Source organism: Halobacteria archaeon AArc-dxtr1 (assembly GCA_025517425.1).
In the GTDB taxonomy this organism is placed as follows: domain Archaea; phylum Halobacteriota; class Halobacteria; order Halobacteriales; family Natrialbaceae; genus Halostagnicola.
This window is the reverse complement of sequence record JAOPJY010000003.1, coordinates 155,624-178,744: the sequence shown is the minus strand read 5'-3', so window position 1 is coordinate 178,744 and position 23,121 is coordinate 155,624. Positions and strand designations below refer to the sequence as shown.

Annotated in this window: 24 protein-coding genes, 1 tRNA gene and 2 pseudogenes; 19 read left to right on the top strand and 8 right to left on the bottom strand. The window is 64.1% G+C overall.

Annotated elements, in window-relative coordinates:
- The first annotated feature begins 1 nt into the window (after position 1).
- Genes urtB through OB905_12730 form a run of 4 tightly spaced genes read left to right on the top strand, consistent with a single transcriptional unit; the run spans position 2 to position 3,568 of the window.
- Positions 2–913 (top strand): urea ABC transporter, permease protein UrtB, encoded by a 912-nt coding sequence (gene urtB / locus OB905_12745; GenBank protein ID MCU4926835.1) that lies wholly within the window; start codon positions 2–4, stop codon positions 911–913.
- Positions 910–2,013 (top strand): urea ABC transporter permease, encoded by a 1,104-nt coding sequence (locus OB905_12740; GenBank protein MCU4926834.1) that lies wholly within the window; start codon positions 910–912, stop codon positions 2,011–2,013. The genes urtB and OB905_12740 overlap by 4 nt, the downstream gene beginning before the upstream one ends.
- Complete coding sequence (locus OB905_12735) at positions 2,013–2,792, top strand: ABC transporter ATP-binding protein (GenBank protein ID MCU4926833.1); 780 nt, start codon at positions 2,013–2,015, stop codon at positions 2,790–2,792. The genes OB905_12740 and OB905_12735 overlap by 1 nt, the downstream gene beginning before the upstream one ends.
- A complete protein-coding gene (locus tag OB905_12730; GenBank protein ID MCU4926832.1) occupies positions 2,792–3,568 on the top strand; it encodes an ABC transporter ATP-binding protein in 777 nt (258 codons plus the stop codon). Before OB905_12735 ends, OB905_12730 begins: the two co-directional genes overlap by 1 nt.
- Before the next feature lie 68 nt (positions 3,569–3,636).
- On the opposite strand, the gene OB905_12725 is transcribed toward OB905_12730, so the two are convergent.
- On the bottom strand, positions 3,637–4,176 hold the full coding sequence (locus OB905_12725) for a CBS domain-containing protein (protein ID MCU4926831.1): 540 nt from the start codon (positions 4,174–4,176) through the stop codon (positions 3,637–3,639).
- 96 nt (positions 4,177–4,272) lie between these two features.
- A complete protein-coding gene (locus tag OB905_12720; protein ID MCU4926830.1) occupies positions 4,273–4,626 on the bottom strand; it encodes a DUF555 domain-containing protein in 354 nt (117 codons plus the stop codon).
- A gap of 329 nt (positions 4,627–4,955) precedes the next feature.
- Here OB905_12720 and OB905_12715 point away from each other — a divergent pair, with 329 nt between their 5' ends.
- The 3 genes from OB905_12715 (at position 4,956) to psmB (ending at position 7,401) form a co-directional block, all read left to right on the top strand.
- Positions 4,956–5,129: a hypothetical protein gene (locus OB905_12715; protein MCU4926829.1), complete on the top strand. Its 174-nt coding sequence runs from the start codon at positions 4,956–4,958 to the stop codon at positions 5,127–5,129.
- Positions 5,130–5,178: 49 nt separating this feature from the next.
- Positions 5,179–6,543 (top strand): allantoinase AllB, encoded by a 1,365-nt coding sequence (gene allB / locus OB905_12710; GenBank protein MCU4926828.1) that lies wholly within the window; start codon positions 5,179–5,181, stop codon positions 6,541–6,543.
- Between the two features lie 126 nt (positions 6,544–6,669).
- A complete protein-coding gene (gene psmB, locus OB905_12705; GenBank protein ID MCU4926827.1) occupies positions 6,670–7,401 on the top strand; it encodes an archaeal proteasome endopeptidase complex subunit beta in 732 nt (243 codons plus the stop codon).
- A 63-nt stretch (positions 7,402–7,464) separates the two neighbouring features.
- Here the strand turns inward: psmB and OB905_12700 are convergent, their stop codons facing one another.
- The gene (locus tag OB905_12700) at positions 7,465–7,881 is read right to left on the bottom strand and encodes a universal stress protein (protein ID MCU4926826.1); all 417 of its coding nucleotides are present in this window, start codon (positions 7,879–7,881) and stop codon (positions 7,465–7,467) included.
- A gap of 319 nt (positions 7,882–8,200) precedes the next feature.
- Positions 8,201–9,268: pseudogene (locus OB905_12695) on the bottom strand (Gfo/Idh/MocA family oxidoreductase).
- Between the two features lie 269 nt (positions 9,269–9,537).
- Between OB905_12695 and OB905_12690 the strand changes: the two are divergent.
- Positions 9,538–10,245 (top strand): ThuA domain-containing protein, encoded by a 708-nt coding sequence (locus OB905_12690; GenBank protein ID MCU4926825.1) that lies wholly within the window; start codon positions 9,538–9,540, stop codon positions 10,243–10,245.
- Positions 10,246–10,269: 24 nt separating this feature from the next.
- Here OB905_12690 and OB905_12685 read toward each other — a convergent pair whose 3' ends face one another.
- Positions 10,270–11,121, bottom strand: a complete 852-nt coding sequence (locus OB905_12685; GenBank protein MCU4926824.1) for a translation initiation factor eIF-2B — start codon at positions 11,119–11,121, stop codon at positions 10,270–10,272.
- Positions 11,122–11,546: 425 nt separating this feature from the next.
- On the opposite strand from OB905_12685, the gene OB905_12680 reads away from it, so the two are divergent.
- The 5 genes and pseudogenes from OB905_12680 to OB905_12660 all read left to right on the top strand — a co-directional run bounded on the left by OB905_12680 (position 11,547) and on the right by OB905_12660 (position 15,515).
- Positions 11,547–12,857, top strand: a complete 1,311-nt coding sequence (locus tag OB905_12680) for a polysaccharide deacetylase family protein (GenBank protein MCU4926823.1) — start codon at positions 11,547–11,549, stop codon at positions 12,855–12,857.
- A 285-nt stretch (positions 12,858–13,142) separates the two neighbouring features.
- Entirely contained in the window at positions 13,143–13,466 is a 324-nt protein-coding gene (locus OB905_12675; protein MCU4926822.1) for a hypothetical protein, read from the top strand.
- Between the two features lie 87 nt (positions 13,467–13,553).
- A pseudogene (locus OB905_12670) lies at positions 13,554–13,733 on the top strand (iron-sulfur cluster assembly protein).
- 81 nt (positions 13,734–13,814) lie between these two features.
- Complete coding sequence (locus OB905_12665; GenBank protein ID MCU4926821.1) at positions 13,815–14,693, top strand: Mrp/NBP35 family ATP-binding protein; 879 nt, start codon at positions 13,815–13,817, stop codon at positions 14,691–14,693.
- A 147-nt stretch (positions 14,694–14,840) separates the two neighbouring features.
- The gene (locus OB905_12660; GenBank protein MCU4926820.1) at positions 14,841–15,515 is read left to right on the top strand and encodes a uracil-DNA glycosylase; all 675 of its coding nucleotides are present in this window, start codon (positions 14,841–14,843) and stop codon (positions 15,513–15,515) included.
- Between the two features lie 65 nt (positions 15,516–15,580).
- Here OB905_12660 and OB905_12655 read toward each other — a convergent pair whose 3' ends face one another.
- The gene (locus tag OB905_12655; protein ID MCU4926819.1) at positions 15,581–16,060 is read right to left on the bottom strand and encodes a hypothetical protein; all 480 of its coding nucleotides are present in this window, start codon (positions 16,058–16,060) and stop codon (positions 15,581–15,583) included.
- Between the two features lie 94 nt (positions 16,061–16,154).
- Between OB905_12655 and OB905_12650 the strand changes: the two genes are divergently transcribed.
- Entirely contained in the window at positions 16,155–16,913 is a 759-nt protein-coding gene (locus tag OB905_12650) for a hypothetical protein (GenBank protein MCU4926818.1), read from the top strand.
- 23 nt (positions 16,914–16,936) lie between these two features.
- Positions 16,937–17,020, top strand: a tRNA-Ser gene (locus OB905_12645).
- 160 nt (positions 17,021–17,180) lie between these two features.
- Here the strand turns inward: OB905_12645 and OB905_12640 are convergent.
- On the bottom strand, positions 17,181–17,750 hold the full coding sequence (locus OB905_12640) for a hypothetical protein (protein MCU4926817.1): 570 nt from the start codon (positions 17,748–17,750) through the stop codon (positions 17,181–17,183).
- A 128-nt stretch (positions 17,751–17,878) separates the two neighbouring features.
- Between OB905_12640 and OB905_12635 the strand changes: the two genes are divergently transcribed.
- A complete protein-coding gene (locus tag OB905_12635) occupies positions 17,879–18,556 on the top strand; it encodes a LysE family translocator (GenBank protein MCU4926816.1) in 678 nt (225 codons plus the stop codon).
- A 30-nt stretch (positions 18,557–18,586) separates the two neighbouring features.
- On the opposite strand, the gene OB905_12630 is transcribed toward OB905_12635, so the two are convergent.
- Entirely contained in the window at positions 18,587–19,261 is a 675-nt protein-coding gene (locus tag OB905_12630; protein MCU4926815.1) for an HD domain-containing protein, read from the bottom strand.
- A gap of 217 nt (positions 19,262–19,478) precedes the next feature.
- Here OB905_12630 and OB905_12625 point away from each other — a divergent pair, with 217 nt between their 5' ends.
- The 3 genes from OB905_12625 (at position 19,479) to OB905_12615 (ending at position 23,105) form a co-directional block, all read left to right on the top strand.
- Entirely contained in the window at positions 19,479–19,895 is a 417-nt protein-coding gene (locus OB905_12625) for a cobalamin B12-binding domain-containing protein (protein MCU4926814.1), read from the top strand.
- On the top strand, positions 19,892–21,016 hold the full coding sequence (gene meaB / locus OB905_12620) for a methylmalonyl Co-A mutase-associated GTPase MeaB (protein ID MCU4926813.1): 1,125 nt from the start codon (positions 19,892–19,894) through the stop codon (positions 21,014–21,016). The genes OB905_12625 and meaB overlap by 4 nt, the downstream gene beginning before the upstream one ends.
- Before the next feature lie 88 nt (positions 21,017–21,104).
- Positions 21,105–23,105 carry a malectin domain-containing carbohydrate-binding protein gene (locus tag OB905_12615; protein ID MCU4926812.1) on the top strand — a complete coding sequence of 667 codons (2,001 nt, stop codon included), beginning with the start codon at positions 21,105–21,107 and terminating at the stop codon, positions 23,103–23,105.
- The last annotated feature ends 16 nt before the right edge of the window (positions 23,106–23,121 follow it).

Below are 23,121 nucleotides of genomic sequence, written 5' to 3'. Positions count from 1 at the left end.
GATGATTACGATTGCGGCAGTAGATCAGTACGAAGTGTTACGGGTGCTGTTCGAGTTCACGCGGAGCTTCGGTATCATCGTGCTCGCGACGGTCGGCCTGGCGATCATCTTCGGGATGATGGGGATCATCAACTTAGCCCACGGGGAGTTCATCCTCATTGGCGCCTACGGGACGGCCCTCTCGTTTCACGCCGGGCTCCCACTCCCCGCAGCGATGGTCGTCGGCGTTCTCGCGACGACGGTGTTCGGGCTGATCCTCGAGCGGACGATTATCCGACACGTCTACGACAGGCTGCTCGATTCGATGGTGCTCACGTTCGGGATCAGTATCGCGATCATGCAACTCGTTCGCATCCAGTGGGGAAGCTCACTGGACAGCATCGGCACGCCCTTTGGCAGCATCAGCTACGGTCCGTACACCTCCGGCACCTACCGGACGATGCTCGCTGGCGCGGCGATCATCGTGCTCATCTTCCTGTACTGGCTGTTCACGCGGACGAACTTCGGCGTTCGAGCCCGTGCGACCATGCAGGACCCAGAGACGGCACGGAGCATGGGCGTCGACACCGACCGCATGTACATGACGACGTTCGCGATCGGCTCCGGACTGGCCGGACTGGCCGGTGCCCTCCTGGCGCCGGCGTTCGGCGGCTCGCTCGGACCGGAGTTCGGTACCGGATACCTGGTCGACGCGTTCGTCGCGGTCGTCGTTGGCGGCCCGTCGGTGATCCTCGGCACCTCGCTCGCGAGCAGCGTGCTCGGGACGGTCGACGCCATCTTCACCGTCGGCTGGGGGCAGTTCATGGGTGAAATCATGATGCTGATCGTCGCCATCTTCGCCATCAGGCTGATGCCCGACGGGATCACCGGCGTGGTCGAAAACTGGCGTGAAAAACGGAGGGAGTCAGAATGACAGAGCCCGACCGCAGCCCGACGCTCGGTGAGCGACTCAGAGCGCCGTTCGAAGGGCCGAACACGCTCGGCAACTCCAGGGCGTTCTGGATCGGGCTCTCCGTCGGTGTCTTGTTGCTCGCGCTGTACCCCGTGCTGTTCGGGCCGTACGCCGCACGGACGGTCACCGGGTTCATGGTGTTCGCGTTGCTCGGGATCAGCCTCTGTTTCATCTGGGGGTACTGTGGCATCCTGAGCTTCGGCCAGGTGGCGTTCTTCGGCGTCGGCGGCTACACCTTCGGGATCGTCGCATTCAATCTCGAGGCGTTCACCGGGGTGACACTCGGTATCGTCGTCGCACTACTCGTGTCGACAGGCTTCGCCGCCGTACTCGGCTACTTCATGTTCTACGGTGGCGTCAGAGAGGTCTACGTCACGATCATCACGTTAGTCGTCGCACTCGTGTTGTTCACGTTCATGCGACAGACCGCCGGCAGCGAGTGGGCGATCGGCGAAGCGCGACTTGGCGGTCACAACGGGATGCCCGGCATTCCGAACCTCGGTATCGGGATCGGCGAGACCGGCATCGAGTTCGGGGACGCCGCACAGTTCTACGTCGTCCTCGGAGCCCTGATCGGGACCTACCTGCTGTTGCGCTGGCTCGTGAACAGCCGCTTTGGGTACGCGATGGTTGCGACGCGCGAAGACGAAGAACGAACCGAGATGTTCGGCTACAACACGACGTTCATCAAGTTCGCCACGTTCACGGCCGGCGGCGCGATCGCTGGTCTCGGTGGCGTGCTGTTCGTCACGACGGACAACTACATCAACCCGAACGTCTTCGAGATCACGGCCGCAGCGGCGCCGGTGATCTGGGCCAGCATCGGTGGCCGGGAATCGCTCATCGGGACTGCCGCGGCCGCGATAGCGATCCAGTGGTTCGAACTCCAGCTCGCCGACGAGTGGGCACTGGTCATGGTTGGATCGCTGCTCGTCGCGGTCATCCTCTTGCTACCGAAAGGGATGGCTCCTGCGGTACAGGACGTCTACGTCTGGATTCAGGAGAGTCGCTCGGACGAGTCATCTGGGCCGCCTGCGACTCCCGAGGAGGTGACTGACTGATGGGTGTTAGCGACCCGACAGTCAAGACGACGGCTGCGGCGGACGAAACTGGCCAGCAGACAGACCGGATTCTCCAGACTCGGAGCCTGAGTAAGCACTTCGGCGGGATTACCGCGACGGACGACGTCGACTTCGGTATCGACGCCGGCGAACTGCGCTGTCTGATCGGACCCAACGGTGCGGGGAAGAGTACGCTGCTCAACCTCCTCACGGGACAGCTCTCGCCCTCTGAGGGCGTGATCTACTACAACGGTGCCGATATCACGGAACTCCCGTCTCACGAGCGCGTCGACCGCGGCATCAGCATGAAGTTTCAGGTTCCGAGCGTGTATGAGTCGTTCACCGTTCGAGAAAACCTTCGCATCCCACTCCAGCGCGTCTGTTCGCCGTCGGAGTACGCGACGCGAACCCGCGAGGTTCTTGATCGCGCTGACCTCGCTGCGTACGCGGGCACCAAAGCTGCGAACCTCTCGCACGGACAACAACAGCGCCTCGAAATCGGAATGGCACTCAGTCTCGAACCGACGTTGATGTTGCTCGACGAACCCGTCGCTGGACTCTCCGTCGAGGAGACCGAGCGGATCGGAACCTACCTCCAGGAGATCAGGGCAGAAGACGACGTCGCGTTCATCGTCATCGAGCACGATATCGATTTCGTCGAATCGATCGCCGACCGGGTGACGGTGTTACACCAAGGTTCGATCTTCACCGAGGGATCGATCGGAGAGATCAGAGAGGACCCTGAAGTCAAGCGGATTTACCTGGGGGAGGAGTCGTGATGTTGCGCGTCGAGAACCTTGGCGTCTCCTACGGAAAGACGCCGATCCTTCGGGACGTGAGCATCGACGTCGACGACGGTGAGATCGTCGGCATCATGGGTAAAAACGGGGTCGGAAAGACGACCCTCGTGAAGGCGATCATGGGACTCCTCGAACCGCGATCGGGCCAGATCGTGTTCAAAGACGATGTCGTCGCGGACGCCGCCGAACCGGAGTCGGCCGCTACGTTCGCCAATCGCGTGCGCTCGCGACTGGGCGCTACCAGCCTTCGAACCTGGACGAGCGCGGACGAGCGCGCCTGCCGTGGCATGGGATACATACCGCAGGGACGGGACGTGTTCCCCGATCTGACGGTCGAACAGAACTTAACGATGGGCGAAACCATCAACGCGGACGACGACACGCTGCTGTACGACGAGGTCTACGAGTACTTCCCGATTCTCGCCGAGCGCCGGACACAGAAAGCCGGCACGATGAGTGGCGGACAACAGCAGATGCTGGCGATCGGCCGCGCGCTGATCGGCAACCCAGACCTGCTCTTGCTCGACGAACCCTCTGAAGGGGTTCAGCCGTCGATCGTCCAGGAGATTACCCGAGACCTACAGCACATAAACGAGGAACTCGGAACGACGATTCTGTTCGTCGAACAGAATCTGCAGGTCATCCAGAACCTCGCGGAACGCTGTTACGCCGTCGACAAGGGAACAATCGTCGACGAACTCGACGCCGCCGACCTCGACGATCGGGAGACGGTCACGGAGTATCTGGCCGTCTAACCGACGACGAGTCGAACCGCGGCGCTCGTTTCGATCGGTGTTAGGAGAAGCGAGCCACAAGGCCAGTCTCAGGAGAGCCGAGCTGCGAGGTCTGCCTCGGTAATGATGCCGACCGTCTCGCCGGCCTCGGTGATCATGACTGCTTTGTAGTGTTCGAGCAGGTTGCTGATCTCGTCTAGCGTGGCATCTTTCGAGACCGTCGGAAAGCTCTCGCTCATGTGGGTCTCGACGGGCTCATCCCGGGATTCAGAATCGAGGCGAACGAGGTCGCTCTGGCTAATCGAGCCGACTGGGATCCCGTTTTGAATAACGGCGAGTTGCGAGTACGCCTCCGATTCCATCCGGCTGGCGGCCTCGCTGACCGGTTCGTCGGGGGCGACGCTGACGACGGCCTCGTTCATCAGATCCTCGGCGCGGATCACGTCGCTTTCGGCCTCTTCGAGCGCGTTGACGATGCGTCGTAACGTCGACAGTCGAGGGTCGACGTCGCCGCCTTCGATCCTGGCGATCAGCGGCTGAGAGACGTCGGCCTTCTCTGCGAGTTCGCTCTGGGTCAGCCCGAGGTCGGTACGCCGCTGCCGGAGATCGGCTGGCGTCGGCAGTTCCATGCGAATCAATAACTGTTAGTTATAGAAATGCTTTGGGGTGGCTGCCGTACTCGCCGCCCGACGGCCTCACGGTAGCGGCGACGAGCGCCAACTACCTTACTCGTCTGCCTCTGTCTCGAGGACGTCGACGACTGAGAGCGGGACGTCTCGGAGGGCACCGCCGACCTCACTTTTCGCGATTCTCGAGGCGTGTTCCTCGCCGTCGGCGTTGAACACCTCCATCTCGAGGGCCAGACCCACGAGAGCGGTATCGGCTGCGACGAACGCCGAGTCGAACGGTTCGCCACAGGCCGGACAGCCGGTCGCGCCGACCTCGACCTCGACGTACTCCATATTCTGGCTGTTGAGTCGTTTGCCCGCTTCGCTGACCGCGACGCCGATCGCGTCGTCGATTGCGTCGACGTCCCGAACCAACCACGCGGCCTCCATCCCGACGAGATAGTTGCTCATACCGACTAATCGGTCCGGGGGGTTTCCTGTCTTGCGGTTCGATCCGGAACGACTGCGAAACGGGCGCACACCGCATGAAACGCCCGATTGCGCGCGCTGGCTGGCCGCGCACGTGCTTCGGATGATGGCCATACGTTATGAGAATAGAGTCCATCGATTTCCGTTGGGATCCATATAGTTCGACGCGAGTGCGCCTTCGGTTGCCTTTGGCGAAACTCTAGTTGAATCGCACGACTGCGTCGACCTGATACCGACACGAACAACGGTGATGGTCTGCACTCTTCACAAAGGCTTATATACACCCTTGATCTGCACACGAGCGAACGCCGATGATATCCCGCGCGTACCACGCGACCCTGTTCGCCCTGTACCAACTGTGCATCCTGATCGGCATCACGGCGATGCCACTGGCGATCGCCGCCAATCGGGTTGGACTCTCCCTCCCCGTCCACCGCCTCCTCGCGAACGTGGGTGAGGCCTACGAGAGCGCACAGTCCCGCTGAGAGCCGTTCGCGGAAGTTTTATCCGCCCCAAATTGAACCGTCTAGCCAGATGACCGTCGATCTCGTCGTTCGAAACTGCACCGTCGTCACGCCGGCCGGCCGCACCGAAGACGCAGGCGTCGCCGTCGAGGACGAGACGATCGCCGCCGTCGCTCGCAGCGATCGACTGCCCGAGGCAAGACGAGAGATCGACGCCGACGGTCGCGTGCTGGTCCCCGGCATCGTCGACTGTCACATCCACAACCGCGAGCCGGGTCTCGAGTACAAAGAAGACTGGGAGTCTGCCACCCGTTCTGCGGCCGCTGGCGGCGTGACGACCGTCGTCGGGATGCCAAACACCGACCCGGTGATCGATCGACCCGAACACCTCGAACTGAAGTTCGAACGCGGCGAGGCGGGTGCACACGTCGACTTCCAGAGCTACGCGGTCGTCACCTCCGAGAACCTCGATCTGATTCCCGACATAGACGACGCCGGGGCGCTTGGCTACAAGATCTTTCTCGGCTCGACGGTCGGCGACGTGCCGCCGCCGACCGATGGCGAGATCCTCGAGGCGATGGAGGCGATCCGCGAGACGGGCAAGCGACTCGGTTTCCACGAGGAGAACGGCGAGATCATCGACCACTATACGGCGCAGTTCCAAGCCGAAGAAAAAAACGAGCCGATCGATCACGCCCACTCCCGACCCGTTATCGCAGAGCGTGAGGCGGTCGAGCGGATGGTGACGTTCGCCGAGGAGACCGACGCCAAGATTCACATGTTTCACGTCTCCTCGGGTTCGGCTGCCGAGGCGGTCGCGGACGGCCGCGATCGTAGCGTCGACGTCACCGCCGAAACCTGTCCACACTACCTCTGGTTCACCGAGGAGGTCCTTCGCGAGAAAGGAAACGTCGCGCGCGTGCAACCGCCGATTCGAGACCGCGAAGAGCGCGCACGGCTCTGGGACGCTCTCGAGGACGGCGCGATCGACTGCATCGCGACCGACCATGCACCCCACACCGACGCGGAGAAAGGCGTCGACGACCCCTTCGCCGACACCTGGGAGTCGATTTCGGGGTTCGTCGGCCTTGAGACGGAGGTTCCCGCGATGCTCACCTTCGTCGACCGTGGCTGGCTCTCCCTCGAGGAGTGGGTTTACCACCACTCGGCGCGGCCTGCGGAGGTCTGGGGGCTGTATCCAACGAAGGGATCGCTACAGGTTGGTACCGATGCCGACTTCACCCTCGTCGATCCGGATCGCGAGTGGACCCTCGAGGACCGCAACGCGCTCCACTCGAAGAGTCGCGTGACGCCGTTCGAGGGCGAGACCTTTACCGGGGCGCCGACGACGACAGTCGTCCGCGGCGAGGTCGTCTACGACGACGGCGAGGTCGTTGGCGAGTCGGGGTACGGGACGCGCGTCGACGTCGACTGATCTTATTGGGCGGTTTCGGTGCCGATGCGTCGGGATGGGTGCCCACAGCCCAGAGGAGCCGATCGACGATTCCTGAAGTGCTGCGACCGCCGGGGTTTTATATCGCCCCGCCGTTAGTGGTGCACAATGCGTACGCCTACACACGAGTCGGAATTCTCTCGCACGGTCGACAAGCTGGCCACCGAGTCGGATCCGTACGCTCCGGAACTCGGCTCGATGCCCGAAAACGACCTCTCACGCACCGATCTCGACACGGTCAACAAGACCGGGACGACGACGATCGGGATCTCGACGGCCGACGGCGTCGTCATCGCGACGGACATGCGCGCCAGTCTCGGCGGCCGGTTCGTCTCGAACAAGAACGTCCAGAAGGTCGAGCAGATCCACCCGACTGCCGCCTTGACGATGGTCGGCAGCGTCGGTGGCGCCCAGTCGTTCATCTCGAGCCTGCGTGCCGAAGTCAACCTCTATGAGACCCGCCGCGGCGAGCCGATGAGCATCAACGCGCTGGCGACGCTCGCGGGCAACTTCGCCCGTGGCGGCCCGTTCTTCGCGATCCACCCGATTCTGGGCGGCGTCGACGAGGAGGGCAGTCACGTCTACAGCATCGACCCAGCCGGCGGTGTCATGGAAGACGACTACACCGTTACCGGCTCCGGGATGCAACTCGCCTACGGTCACTTAGAGCAGGCCTACGAGGAGGACATGTCCAACGAGGAGGCGACGACGGTCGCCGCACGCGGGATCAAGTCCGCAGCAGAGCGTGACACCGGCTCCGGAAACGGGGTCTTCCTCTGTGAGATCACCGACGAGGGCGTCGATATCCACGGCCACCACGACTTCGACGAAGTCATCTAAGCGTCCCCTTTTCGGTTCGTTTCCCGGCCTGTAGCCGATGGCTTGGCGAGAAGAGCTGCTCCGTCAGCGGACGACGGTGACTGGAACCGGCGACCGTCTGACCACTGACTCGGCGACGCTGCCAAGCAGGATTCGGGAGACTCCCTCCCGGCCATGATTACCAATTACGATCTGAGACACGCCCCCCTCCTCGGCGTACTCGACGATCTCTCGGGCCGGATCGCCGAGCGCGGTTTCGATACGAAAGTCGGCGTCGGCCTCCTCGAGGAGCGTCGTGACGTCCGTGGCCACATCGTCTGCAACCTCGTCGCGGCGTTTCGTGACCTCCTCTCTGGCCAGGTTGAGCCCGGCACTCACCGAGCCGCCGGCGAGTTCGACCACCCGGAATAACACGAACTCCTCGTCGGGGTGTTCGCGAAGCGCGTACTCGACTGCCTCCTGAGCGGGCTGGGAGCCGTCGTAGGCGACCAGAATTGTCATAGTACCAGGTTACGCTCGAAGCCTCATAAATCCCGAACGGTCGATTCGGGTTCGTCTCGAACAAGAGCGTCCAGCGTGACGCGTGTCACTCGGGTTGCGTCGCCGCTTCGGCTTCCACTTCCGTCTCCGCATCGGCACCCGGACCCGTCTCCGCATTGGCACCTGGCCCGGCCTCCGCGTCGCAGTCCGCCGAAACGCCCGCGTCGGTGTCCTCGGTCTCCTTCGATGTTGTACCGTCGGCGACTTCCTCTTCGGCGTTCGGTTCGACACTGCCAGGCGCTGTCTCGGTCTCTGCAGCCGAGACGTCGTCCGAAACCGGCGCCTCGACTCGCTGGGCGCGTCCCGTCTCGCTCGAGCGGTAGATCGCGTCGATCACTCGCTGGACGGTCAGCGCCTCTTCTATGGTGTTCGTGTTCGGCTCGATTCCGGTGACCACCGTCTCGAGGAATCGCTGGTCCTGTGCTCGGTAGCCGGTCGCCGACGGATCTCCCGACAGGTCGACGTCGGCGTAGTGGTCACAGCCGGCCTTTCCGGCCTCGAGGATCGAGAGGTCGGTGTCGCCGATTTCGAACCGTGCACCCGCCTCGGTTCCTCGGACGACGAAATCAGCGGTCGGTTCGCGGTTGGTCGCCCAGGCAGCCTCGAGCGAGACAGTCGTGCCGTCGGCACACCGGATAAAGGCACTGACCGAGTCGTCGACCTCGTAGCCGCCGTTCTCAGCGTTCCAATCCTCACCGAACCCCTCTGGATCGGCGTACTCGTCGCGGGAGCCGAACGTCGATCGGGTGACGCCGCTTACCTCCACGACCTCGGGGAAGTCGAGCGCGTAGAGTGCGAGGTCGATGGCGTGGACGCCGATGTCGAGCAAGGCGCCACCACCTGCGAGGTCGGGATTGGTGAACCAGGAGCCGGTTCCTGGGACGCCCCGCCGGCGCACATAGTTTGCTTCGACGTGCGTGAGATCGCCGAAGCGGCCGCGAGCGTGGTGCTCGTCGAACATCGCCATCGAGCCCGCGTGGCGGTTGTGAAAGCCCACCATGCAGTGGCCGGCAGACTCGGCCGCGACGGCGGCGATCCGCTCTGCGCTCTCTATGGTGTGTGCGAGGGGCTTTTCGACCAGTACGTCACAGCCGGCTTCCAGGGCGGCGACGGCGATCGGCTCGTGGAACCGATTCGGCGTCGTGACGACGACGGCGTCGACGTCGTCGTCGACGACGAGTTCGTCGTGGGACTCGTACGCGCGCGCGCCGAACTCATCCGCGAATCGCTCTCGCTTTCCGGGAATCGGGTCGGCTCCCGCGACGACGGACGCACCGAGATCGGAGAGCGTTCGGGCGTGGAGGTGGCCCATCCCGCCGAGTCCGACGATGCCGATGCCGACGCTCATCGGGAAACCCCCCCTTTCCCCTCAGACGCGGCTGTAGCCGGGTCGGTAATAAGCCGTTGTACGGGAGGGTGTCGAGGAGACCAATGCTTCATAGATGCTATCGAGAAGCCGAGACGAATAAACGTTGTGCACGAATATTTGGAAAGTATGGGAATAGTATTCTATACAGGAATAAAATACCACGAATATGTGACTGTATGTGTAAATTTGGTGTTGTGGCTGTGGAATCCTCTGTGTGTCCTATATCCACCGAGGGCAGACTGGACGGTATGGCGAACGTGACGGTCTGGAACGAGTATCGGCACGAGCGCGAAGACGAGGCGGTCGCGGCGGTCTACCCTGACGGGATCCACGCGACGATCGCCGACGTGCTCGACGGTGATCACGACGTCACGACGGCGACGTTAGACGAGCCCGAACACGGGCTCACTCGCGAGGTTCTGGCGGCGACGGACGTGCTGTGCTGGTGGGGTCACGAGGCCCACGACGAGGTTACAGACGAGATCGTCGACCGCGTTCAGGAGCATGTTCTGGAGGGAATGGGGCTTATCGTCTTGCACTCCGGGCACTTCTCGAAGGTGTTCAAGCGGCTCATGGGGACGACCTGCAACCTCCAGTACCGAGAAGACGACGGCACCGAGCGCCTCTGGGTGGTCGATCCGGGCCATCCGATCGCTGACGGCCTAGACGAGTACATCGAGCTCCCCGAAACGGAGATGTACGGCGAACCGTTCGACGTCCCCGAACCCGACCGACTGGTGTTTACGAGCTGGTTCGAGGGCGGAGAGGTGTTCAGGAGTGGCTGTTGTTACCAACGAGGGAGTGGCCGGATCTTCTACTTCCGACCGGGGCACGAGACGATTCCGATCTACGAAAACGAGGAGATCCGCCGCGTGCTCCGAAACGCCGTCACGTGGGCGACGCCGACCGATGGGGGCCCTCGCACGTTCGGCGAGCGTCCGCGGGATCGCGACTGAGTCTCGAGCGAGAGTCGACTCGAATTAGAAGGTCTGCCGGCCGTCGTCGGTGACCACGCTCTCGAGGAGGGACACCGGCGTGGCGTCGTAGGCCGGATTCTCCACCGCAAAGCCCTCGGCAGGCTCGAGGAGGACCTCGCTGGCAGAGCGGAACTCGTTCTCGAAGACGAAGCCGTCGCCGACGAGCTTCGCGGCCGAGCCGAGGACGGTGACGGGTACGTCTACCTGGTCGGCCGCTGCGGCGATGGGGAAGGTGCCGACCCGGTTGTACAGCGTCTCCTCGACGATGCAGTCCATGCCGACGACGACGCGGTCACACTGGTCTAGGTGGAGGCCGCTCGCGCTATCTGTGATGAGAGTCACGTCGATTCCCTCGATCGGGGCGAGCCGTCGGGCGGTTTTACGGCCGATGTAGCGTGGTCTCGCCTCGGTGACGTAGATGTCGAAGGATTTCCCCTCGGCGGTCGCAGCCTCGAGCGCCTCGATGACCGTCGAGGAGTAATCATGGGTTAACAGCGTCGCACCGTCTGCCAGGACGTCGACGGCGTTTTCCGCGGCGCGGCGCTTTGCCGACTCGATTCGGGCGACGACGTCCTGGATGTGGGTGTCGGTCAGTCGCTTTGCCTCCTCGACCGTATCGGGCTCGGCGTCGGTCACCTCGCGGACGACGGCCCGGACTGCGTTTTGCAACGAGGCGTGGGACGGATTCGCCCGGCGCAGGATCGTGCCGTTTTGCTCTAACGCGCGCAGGTACTCCTCGACGGTTGCGAACTCGCGCTCCGTGAGCGCTCGGAGGGCACGGCTCGCGTTTACGGCCACCACGGAGGAGCTGTGGGTCTGCATCTCTCTGATCTCCTCGGCCGTCTGGTCGATCATATGCGTACGGATTCCGGTCAGCGTCAAAGATGTTCCGGGTGACTGCGTCGGGGAGACTCGATCCGTGTCTCACGTATCGGTTCGGTTTCCTTGCCCCTGTAGGGCACGTCGCAGTCGGTCGGCCGATCACCGATGTACGGGACTACTGCGTCCGTTCGTCATCCCTTTCACGTGACACTCAGTCTCGGGGATCATTCCAAGGGCGGAGCTACCATGAGTAGGCTGGTCGTGCAGAAGACCCAGTGTGTCGTTCGGGAACGTTGACGAGTGACTCTCGACGAACGGGGTCTCGACTGTTCTGGTAGCCGGCAGTTCCAGCTCAGTTGGATCGTACTACTTCGAACCACTGGCACCTCGGTACCAACCCTCCTCGATGTATCTGTGGAATAACAAATGTGGTGCCCGACCGGGAAACTACTGTACTGATGAACCGACGACGCTACCTCGCGACGGGGCTCGCGGTCGCCCTCGCTGGCTGCATGGGCGACACCACTGAAGAAGAGCCAGACCCTCAGGACGATACAGACCCTGAAGACGAATCCGACGACAGCGACGAGACAGATACGCAGGACGAACCCGACGACGAAGACGAACCCGACGAGGAAGAAGAACCCGACGACGAAGACGAATCCGACCACGGCCTGATAGGTACCTTCGACGACCTCGAAGATCTCGACCTGTGGTTCGAACACGAGGATTTCGGCTCCATCGAAGCGGACACGGATCGATCGTTTGAGGGGTCTCAGTCGGCCGTTCTCGACCCCGAGGACGACGGACAGGTTCGGATGCGCCGGAGTCTGGACGAACCGATCGACGTCCGGGACGTCGTTCCTGGAATCGCGATGACCTGTGAAACCGATAGCAGGATCCGAATCCAGCTTCAGGACGAAAACGGTGACTACGCCGAGTTCAGTCAACGCGTGGTCGAAGACGGACCGCTGACGCGCCACAATTTCGGCCTCAGCCGCATTCGCGGAGATCCCGACCTGAGTGAGATCATCGTCCTGCAGGTCGTCTATTGGGCCGAAGACGCTCGACTGTGGGTCGATGACTTCTACTTCACACCTCGTCCAGACGAACCGGGGAAGGTCATGCTCCAATTCTACGGTGGCCACGAAACCCACTACTCAGAAGGGTTCTCGACGCTCGAAGAACACGGCCTAACCGGCACCGCGTTCGTTCCGACGAATCGAATCGGCCCCGATGCGGCGGCTGCGGGCGACTACCTCACTGAAGACCAGGTTGCAGACCTCGCCGACGCCGGCTGGACGATCGGTAGCTACTCCGCGCAGGGCTCGCAACTTAGCGACGACGACGCTCCCGGCGACGGCCTCGAGGATAACATCGCCGGTCCTATCGAGTGGCTCGAGGAGCGAGGCTATGAGGACGGTGCCCGCTGTTTCGCCTACCCCGGCTCGACGTACAACGAGGCGGCTTACGAGCTCGTCCGGGAGAACTACGACATCGCGTTCGCGGGCGAGGCGCCCGCCCAGGGGTACGCAGGGAACCCCCACCTCTGCTCGATAACTAGCTCGCCCGATCCCGGCGACGGTCCCGAACTGCTCGAGTGGACCGCCGAGTACGGCGGGATCACGGTGATCCCGTTCTACCTGCTCGAAGAGGACGACGCGATCGAGGCGCTCGAAGAGACAGCCGCACGACTCGCCGACCTCGAGAGCGAGGGCGAACTCGAGGTGATCTCGCCCGTGGAGATGGCCGACCAGTACGTGCTCTAGACGCTGCAAACGCGGCCGCGGCTCACCGACCACCTCACTCGCTGATCGCTCCGAAGAGCTACCGAGGCTCGTGGTGGATCGGCCGGTGAATACCTCGTGGAGGGGTTCGAACTTCGTGGGGTCAAACTCTGATCTGGAGTTGGTCGTGGACGGAACCGGGTTCGCTGACAGAGAAACGGTTCGGACTCACGCTGGCACAACGCAACCGTACGGACTGCCGGGCGTCGACGACGGCCCGCCATTTTCGGCCGCAAGCTTACGTCCTTGAGTCCCTTACTCCCGCCGATGACCGTCACCGTTCGATACACCTGTCCCCACTGCAACGCCGTCGTCAGCCTCGAGCGACCGCCTGATCTGGCGGATCGGTCGGTCACGAAAGTCCGCCAGCCGGGGTGGGAGTACGCCCCACCGGACGATTCCGACCGCGAGTCCGCCGACGGCATCGCATTCGTCTGCGGCGAGGACGGACCGGTCACGAACCTCGAGGGCGACCCCGTCGAGGGCTGCGGACGTCCGTTCTACCTCAATTTCGTCCGGTACGAGCATGGCGTCGAACTCGATCCCGACCCGCCGACGTACGGCGGTCCACGGTTCGACTTCAACGCGTAGGACGCCTGCCCGAGACGACCGTGAGCTGACGAGACCGAGGGGTCAACCGAACACAATCCTTTTTCGACACCGGCGACGAGTGCCACTATGGACGAATCCGCCGTTCTCGACTCGCTGCAAGCGGTCGAGGACCCCGATCTCGGCGACGACATCGTCTCGCTGGGACTGGTCAACGAGGTGACCGTCAACGGTGACTCGGTTGCGGTCGACCTCGCGCTCGGTGCGCCGTACTCACCGACGGAGACGGCGCTTGCCGGTGAGGTCCGGGACGTACTCGATGCCGAGGGGCTCGACGTCGACCTCTCGGCGAGCATCCCCGACCGCGACGCGGCTGGCGCCGAGGACCAGGTGTTACCGAACGTCAAGAACGTCATCGCTGTCTCCTCCGGCAAGGGTGGTGTCGGAAAGTCGACGCTCGCGGTCAACATCGCCGCCGGACTGTCAGATCTGGGTGCCCGGGTCGGCCTGTTCGACGCCGACATCTACGGCCCGAACGTGCCCCGGATGGTCGACGCCGACGAACCGCCGATGGCGACCGAAGACGAGACGCTCGTCCCGCCCGAGAAGTTCGGCGTGAAGCTGATGAGCATGGCCTTCCTCGTCGGCGAGGACGACCCCGTCATCTGGCGTGGGCCGATGGTCCACAAGGTCATCACCCAGCTCACCGAGGACGTCGAGTGGGGCCATCTAGATTACCTCGTCGTCGACCTCCCGCCGGGAACCGGCGACACCCAGCTGACGATGCTCCAGACGATGCCCGTGACGGGCGCAGTGATCGTCACGACCCCCCAGGAGGTCGCACTCGACGACGCGCGCAAAGGCCTCGAGATGTTCGCCCGCCACGACACCGTCGTCCTCGGAATCGCCGAGAATATGGCGTCGTTTGCCTGCCCCGACTGCGGCGGCGAGCACGACATCTTCGGTGCCGATGGGGGCCGAACGTTCGCAGACGTCCACCGGATGCCGTTTCTCGGCTCGATCCCGCTCGATCCCGCAGTTCGTGAGGGCGGCGACGCCGGCACGCCGACCGTCCTCGCGGAGGGTGAGACAGGCGACGCGTTCCGCGAACTCGCCGCGAACGTCGCGAACAACACCGGCATCGTTCACCGGCGCGGGATCGCCGGCGAGTCGACTCCCGATCCCGAGTCGACTCCCTCCGAACCTGGCGCCCGCGATCGCGGCGACGAATCGGCCCACGGACACGACCCAACGAGACAGACCGACTGATCGGCCACACGTGTAGCGGCGCCATCGACGGCTGGCATATCGTCGGCGCTACCGCACGCCGTCACATCGTTGCTACCGCCGCTACGCTGGGACACCGTCGGCGACCGTTGACGCGACGTTTTTGATCCCCCGGGCCCGAGAGCGACCGTGGACGCGAATCAACGGTCGCAATCGAACCCGTTCGGCATGGACGAGGAGTGTCGGAACTGCCCGGCGCTCTGTGAGACCCGCACGCAGGTAGTTCACGGCTACGGCGATGTCGGCGGCGACTTCCTCTTCGTCGGCGAGGCACCGAGTGCGGCTGCAGATACGGTTGGCGTTCCGCTCGTCGCCGCCTCGGACGGCGGGACGGGTGTGGACGCGGACGACGACGGACATGCAGAAAGCGGCGGGCTCCGGCGCATCTTAGAGCGCCTCGGCCTCTGTGATGCGACCTCGCCTGCAGACCAGCCGCGGCTCGTCAACACCTTCCTGACGAACCTGACGCGGTGTCGCGACCCGGAACGGTCGCCGACCGACGAGGAGGTCGACACCTGCGAGCTCTATCTCAACGCCGAGATCCGGATGATCAACCCCGAAATCATCGTTCCCATCGGGGAGCGTGCCCTGGCCGAAATCGCCACCGAGTACACGACCACGCCAGCCGACGAGTTCGACGTGACGAGCCACCACGGCGAGCGTATCCGTGGCCGGGGCTTCGAACTGGTTCCGATGATCCACCCGGCCGAACAGACCGCAGAGCAGACCCAGGCGTGGGTCGAAGCCTTTGCCGCGCTGCTGGCGACCGACTACCGCCAGACGAAGGGGCGACAGGGACGGTAGCGTCGACTGCTGGCAGTATCCGACACCCTGGTCTTCGTCCTCACGAACCGTGCGTGTCCGTCTTCTTACGAACTGTGCATCCGACTTCGTCGCCACCGGTGTGCGGCGTAGGCAGTCGCGACGAACAGGGACGCGACGAACCCGACCAGCCAGGCGAGGGCGGCGTAGCCGACGATCGCGCTCTCGTACGGCCCAACGACGTCCCCCGGCGGTTCGACCGCCAGGGGGCCGAAGTGCGTGACAGTGACGGCGACGAAGATGGCGCCAAGCAGAATCGTCCAGTAGCCCGCCCCCACACGTTCTGTGAGCGTCAGATAGAGTCCGATCGCCAGAAGCGGGTAGATGGCGAGGGTGTAGGTGAAGACCGTCACCTCCGGGATCACGGGCCACCCCACGTGATTGCCGCGAATCAGGTGGTCGACGTGGTGGCCGGCGCCAAAGACCGTTGCCACAGCCAGGAGCACGTAGAGGCGCCCGTCGACGCTTTCTGAGCCGGGCCACCTGCGTCCGCCGGTGTCACGATCGCTCTCGAACGTTCCGATCACACTGACACTCTCGACAACTGCCATAAATACGTACCGGCGCAGTCTGACCCTCCGAAGCACGGGCTTCAAGGCTCGCCGGAACCCACGAGATGGCATGATCGTCGTCGTCCCTGTCGACCCACCCCGAGACGGGCTCGTCCTGACGCGACTCGTCGAGTCGACGCCGCTTACCGACCGAGAGGCTGTGACGCTGTATCGGGCGACAGTCAGCGACGTGTTTCGAGCCACAACCGAAAGTGGCGGCGACCTACTGGTGAACTATCGCGACGACGAGACGCTTCCGGACGAGCACGCAGGCGACGATCCGGCGGGAGACGTTCGCGACCTCGCCAGCGACGCACTCGGCGATCTCGACGATGTTCGGTTCGAACGTCAGGTCGGCTCCACCCGAGCAGCCAGGATGGGGAACACCGTCACCCACCTGCTAGAGCGAGAGGGGGCTTCGAGCGTTGCCGTCCTCGATCCCACCGCAGCGCTCGTGACACGGACCGAGATCGACGGCGCGGCGATGTCGCTCCGTCGCCACGATGTCGTCCTGGGACCGGCGACCGGTGGCAACGTCTCTATAGCCTGCTTCGGCGAACCGATCGACTTCACCGACGCCTCCGAATCGCCCGCGCTGGCGACGCTAGCCCAGCGTGGCGCAGACGCCGGTCTGCAGGTCGGCTTCGCCCCGACGGTTCCGACCGTCGAGACGTCGACTGGTCTGGCCGCGACCATCGCCGGAATCGAGGCTCGAGCGGCGGCGGGCCGGGAGGTCGCGCCCGCGACTGCGGCTGCGATAGCCGACCTCGCCCTCTCGGTCGGCGCCGACGGCGAAATCGAACACCGGGAGACCGACAACGCTTTTTGAGCGGGCGAGGAAAGATAACGTGAGGTGGGGTGGCAGAGCGGCCCAACGCGGTTGCCTTGAGAGCAACTGGCCTACAAGCCTCATGGGTTCAAATCCCATCCCCACCGTTTTCTCGCGAACAATGACGACGAGCACAGCGAGGAGTGCGTGAGCGAGAAAGCACGGACGATGGGAGTTGAATCAGGGAGTGAAGCGAACGACGTGAGCGAAACGACCGTGGTTCAAATCCCATCCCCACCGCTTCTACTCCGAACGAAGACGGGCCGCTCACTCCAGTTCGACGACGTGCTCGTCGCCGGTCGCATGGTCGACGACCACTGTGTCGGGTTCGGCGCCGTCCGCGAGTTTGGCCGTCGCTTCATACGAGATGATCCCAACACACTCCACACAGACCTCTCCGTCTTCGAGCGTCGACTTGACGTCGATCTGTAGCCGGAGGTTTCCGTCATCGTACTCGCTTCCGGTGACGATCGCCTCGTGACACGGATTCGAGGCGGTGAGCGCACCCGTGACGACGACGCTCTCCCCGTCGTGTTCGGCGGCAACCCTGTGGTCGGTTGGGCCACCACAGTCCGCGTCGACCGTCTCGATCCACGCATCGACCGAGTCGTTTGTTGGACGATATTCTCCAGTACCGTCTTCCGCATCGTCGTCGCCACCGGTGGTATCGCCGTTCTCGCTGTCGGACCGCGAGTCGCTGTCGTCACCACTTCCATCATCTCCATCGTCGCTTCCGGCTTCGAACGATGAACGCGCCTCAGTTACGCAGCCGGCGAGCACTGCGGGAACTGCTGTGGCCGTTCCGGAGAGTAGTTGGCGTCGACTGGGTTTTGGCATAGCTACCCGTAGGAGTTGCTGGGATAAACAACCACTTCTAGCTGAAAGAGCTGTTTTACCGAAGCGGGGCTGAGTCGACCGTCGACTGGGTTCGAGAGGGTTTTCACGGTCCCGTCCCAATCTGAGACGTGCTTTCGCCCGTCGACACCCTCCTCGTGGGCGCACTCTTCGGACTCGCGCTCGCGGCGCCGCCGGGGCCGATGAACGCGATCATCGCCGAGGAGAGCGTCCTCAGAGGATGGACTGCAGGATTTCGCGCCGGGCTTGGCGCGATGAGTGCTGACGTCCTCTTTTTCGTACTGGCTGCGTTCGGGGCACTCGCTGTCGTCGACCACTATCCGTCGATTCGGACGGTCTGTTACCTGGTTGGCGGCGTCCTGATGCTGTACTTCGCCGTGGGTGCACTGGCAGACGCTCGCAGGTCGACCGCGTTTCGGGAGGACGTCTCCACCGACTCGACCGGCTTCCGGCGGACGTTCGCGCTCTCGCTGACCAATCCCTACCAGATCGGCTTCTGGCTGACTGCCGGGATCGCGCTGTTAGAACCGGGCACGATCGACGTCGCCGCCTACGTGCCGGCTGTCGGCGGCGCATCCGACGCAGAGCTCGTCGTTCGGACCGGATCGCCGGTCCTGTTGCTCGGGTTCTTTGCCGGGATCGCCGTCTGGGCCGTCACGTATCCGGCTGCGCTGGTTCGGGCTGGCCGGCGGATTGACGCGATCGCGCCGCTTGTGGCCGGATTGAGCGCCGCGGTGCTCGCGGTGTTTGGCGTCGTCTTCCTCGGGCTTGGCGTCGGATCGCTGTGAGGGAGGCCTGGAGGGTGTTGGCAGTCCCTGTCAGTTGCCGAGGGCGGCGATTTCGTCTTCGAGCCACTCGCGGAACCACTTCACGCGCTTGAGCCGCTGATGGGCGATCCCCTCGGCGGTTTCGCTCTCGACCCGGTTGGCGGCGTCCATTCCGCGGTCGAGCACGCGGTCGATCATCTCGTCGGCGTCGAGATGTGTCCGGGCCTCGTAGCCCATTCGCAGGAGCATCAGGGCCGTGCCGTTGGCGCCGACCTTATCGAGAAGGTCGGCTTCGAGCAGACACTGCGCCTCGAGCGAGAGGTCGCTCAGGGTACCCTGATAGGAGTGGTGTTCGACGGCGCGACACACCTGGTCGATGAACGAATCGGGGTAGTCGCCACGCGATTCCAAGTACTCTCGGGCGATCCGGGCGCCGGCTTCGGCGTGGAGTTCCTGGTCGGCCTCTAGCTTGGCGACGTCGTGAAAGAGGGCGGCGACGCGGGTGACGTCGACGTCGGCACCCTCTTTCTCGGCGATCTCCTCGGCGAGTGAGACGACGTTGAGGATGTGGTTGTGGCGGTACTCCGCGGAGTGCCACGGGTACCAGCGCATCCGCCCCCCTTCCTCTTCTTTCTCGACGCTGGCCGCGAGATACTCGAAGACGAACGACTGCATCGCCTCGAACTCGGCGTCGGACACCCTGGTCTCTTTTATTTCGACGCCCACGAGAGATCCCTCCGCAGCAAACGAACGATAGTCATTGGTGTACTCTATGCGAGTTTCGCTCTTTAGCCTTTGGTTCGGGCAACAACGGCCCGCAGGCCCGCCGTCAGTCCGGAAGGAGACCGTTGGGGATGGGAGGGGACGGGAACGTCAACGCTGTGACGAGGGACGTCTCACCGGGACCGTTACACCCAAGCGACGGGCCACGGTACGTGATGGCATGAGCAGCGAACAGACGGGTGCGTCGATCAGGTGTCTCGTGGCGAAAGTCGGCCTTGATGGCCACGATCGCGGTGCCCACGTGATTGCGCGGGCGTTCCGGGACGCCGGCTTCGAGGTCGTCTACTCCGGCCTCCATCGGGCGCCCGAGGAGATCGTTCAGGCGGCGGTCCAGGAGGACGTCGACGTGCTGGGAATCTCGATTCTCTCCGGCGCCCACGACACCCTCGTTCCCAAAGTCATCGAGGGACTCGAAGAGTACGGCGCTGCCGAGGACACCCTCGTCCTCGTCGGCGGTGTCATTCCCGAGGAAGACCGGCCAGAGCTGATGGAAGCGGGCGTCTCGGCCGTCTTCGGCCCCGGAACCTCCACCGAGGAGACGATCGAGTTCGTCCGCGAGAACGTTCCGGATCGATGAACGACGGGTCTCAGGCGACGGGAGACGACGCCGAACCGACGGACGACGCTTCTGGATCGACCGGCAGGGAGACCGACGCTCTCGTCGACGGCGTCCTCGACGGTGACCACCGGTCGCTGGCCCGGACGATCTCGAAGATCGAGGACCGATCGCCGGGCTACCGCGATCTCGTGGGCCAGCTCTACGCACACACTGGGAGCGCCGACGTGATCGGCATAACGGGCAGTCCAGGTGCGGGAAAGTCGACCCTGGTCGACAAGCTAGCCGAGACCTACCGCGAGCAGGGTGAGACCGTCGGCGTGATCGCCATCGACCCCTCATCACCGTTTACCGGCGGCGCCGTCCTCGGCGACCGCATCCGGATGGCCTCGACGGTCGGCGATATGGACGTCTTCGTTCGATCGATGAGCGCCCGCGGGACTCTCGGCGGCCTCTCGACGGCAACTGCGGAGGCCGTCGCAGCGATGGACGCGTTCGGAAAGGACAAGATCGTCGTCGAGACCGTCGGCGCCGGCCAGAACGAGATCGACGTGGTTCGGACCGCCGACACGGTCTGTGTCCTCGTCCCGCCGGGGGCCGGCGACTCCGTCCAGACGCTGAAGGCGGGGATCTTAGAGATCGCGGACGTCCTCGTCGTCAACAAGGCCGACCGGCCGGGCGCCGACCAGACGGTCCGGGAACTCCGGGAGATGATCGACCTCGGAACTGACGGACGAGTCGAGGCAGGCCACCACGGACCGGGGCAGCTCCAGACCCACGAGACTGACGCCGCTGGCTGGCAGCCGTCGATCGTCGAGACCGTCGCGACGACCGGTGAGGGAATCGAGGACCTGCTCGGTGCGCTCGCCGACCACCGCGCGTTCCTCGCCGAGTCCGGTGGGGGTGAGCGTCGCGCCCGCGAGCGCCGCGCCGAGGAGATTCGGACGCTCCTGCGCGAGGATCTCCACGGCCTTCTCGAGACACGCCTGGACGAGGCTGGCGGCCTCGACCACCTCGCCGAGGCGGTCAGGACGGGAGAAACAAATCCGTACGCGATCGCCGAAGACGTTCTGACCCCCGTCGAGCGCTGCCTGGAGGAGGCGACGGTGGCGGCAACCGAGCCAGACGGCCAGACTGAGTGACGCGGCGACGAACGTTCGTTCGCCGCTGACTGTCCGCTTCGTGAGAATCTGCCGAGCGCATATACGATCGTGTGATGACTCCCCGCACATGTCTTCAGACGAGAGACGCACACGAACGGGTGAGGGAAGCAATCGGCGGCGATTTCTTCGCGGAGTCGGCGCGGCCAGCCTCGTCGGGGTGCTGGCGGGCTGTCTGGCGGACGAGAACGGTGACGACGAGCCTGCAGATGACGAGGAAACGGACGCGGCGTTCTTCGCGCTGGGTGACTTCGAACCGACCGAGGCGACCGCGACGCGAGGTGACGCGGTCGGCATCTCCGCGACGGTCGCGAACACCGGCGACGAGGAGGGAACCCAGACCGTCGCACTCGAGGTCGACGGTGAGAGACAGGCCGACGAGGAGTACACGCTCGAAGCGGGGGAGAACGAATCCATCGCCTTCGAGCTCGACACCGGCGATTTCGACGCCGGCGAGTACACCTACGCGGTGGTGACCGAGGACGACGAAGAGTCCGGCACGCTCGAACTCGCGGCGCTGCTCGACGACCCCGATCCACTGCTCTCGTTCGACGACGACGAACTACCCACGGGGCCGAGCACTCTCTCGGGGACGGTCGAGAACCCGTACGCCGTGCCGGTCGAGGATGGCGATGTGAGCCTTGACGTTCCCGACGACTGGGCCGTCGACGGCGAATCGGGGACCGAGTTCGACGAGATCGGCGCCGAGGAGAGTCTGGACGTCAGCTGGGAGCTGTCGATTCCCGAGGAGGCAGACGGTTCCTACGAGCTGACCGCCGACGTGAGCTACGGCGCGAGAGACGAGACGGCGACCGTCTCGGTGAGTCACGAAGTCTCGGTCTTTACGCCGATGAGCGCCCCCTTCGGGATCGACTGCGGCGGCGCTCACACCGACGAGACCGTCGAGATCGACGGCCTCGAGTTCGGCCCCGCACCCGACGTCGCCGAGGCGATCGAACTCGAGGGTGAGAACCGCCCCCTCGAAGACGACGAGATCTGGTGGCCCGATCAGCTCTCGATCTCGCCCGAACCCAACGAGTCCCCGGGCGCGACCGACGAGTCCCGGCCGCTCAACGACGAGGAGGGATTCAGCGCCGAACCGGACATCGAGGGGACCGAGTACGACTCGCTGTACTGGACCGAACACTGGGGCGACGACGAGCTCACCTACACGTTCGGTATCGAGAACGGCGTTTACGAGGTTACGCTGCATACCGCAGAGATCTGGTTCGTCGGCGAGGAAGAGCGCATCTACAGCGGCGCAGTAAACGGCGAGTCGCTCTTCGCGGACGTCGATCTCTACGCCGACTACGGTCCGGACACCGCGGTGACGTTCACCCACGTCGTCGAGGTCGAGGACAACGAACTGGTCGTCGCACTCGAGTCGTCGGAGGAGAATCCGAAAGTCAGCGGTATCGAGATCCGCGAGTTCGACGGTGAGGTCACCGACGGGTTGGCCGGCCACTGGTCGTTCGAGGAGGGCAGCGTCGAGGGCGACACCGTCGCGGACAGCAGCGGGAACGGCCACGACGGCGAGATTCAGGGCGGCGTCGAGACGGGCCTCGAGGCGCCTGTTGGCGGCGCTGCGGAGTTCGACGGCGAAGACGGAACGGTGTTGATCGATGACGCCGACCAGATCGATCCGCCAGCGTACACGGTTTCGGTCTGGGCCCGATCCGACGGGACGGGTGATTGGTCGGTACTGGTCGGCAAGGATACCTCGCTCTGGTGTGGGACCTTAGACGATACGGCCCAGCCGCGCCTGGATCCCCACGACGATTTCGAACTAGGCGAGGACTTCGCTGCTGAGACCGCGATCGACGACGGCGAGTGGCACCACGTCGTCTACTGTCACAACCCGGACGACGAGTCGACCATCTACGTCGACGGCGAGCTGGAGGCGTCGAACGACGACGTGACCGAATCGGCGCCCTCCGACGCTCCGCTCGGAATCGCCTCGAAATCTGGGGACGACGACTGGTTCACCGGTGAGTTAGCCGACGTCCGCCTCTACGATCGCCCGCTGTCGGTGATCGAGACCGACGCGTTATATCAGCAAGGTTCGGACTGAGCGTGGACCGTCGTCT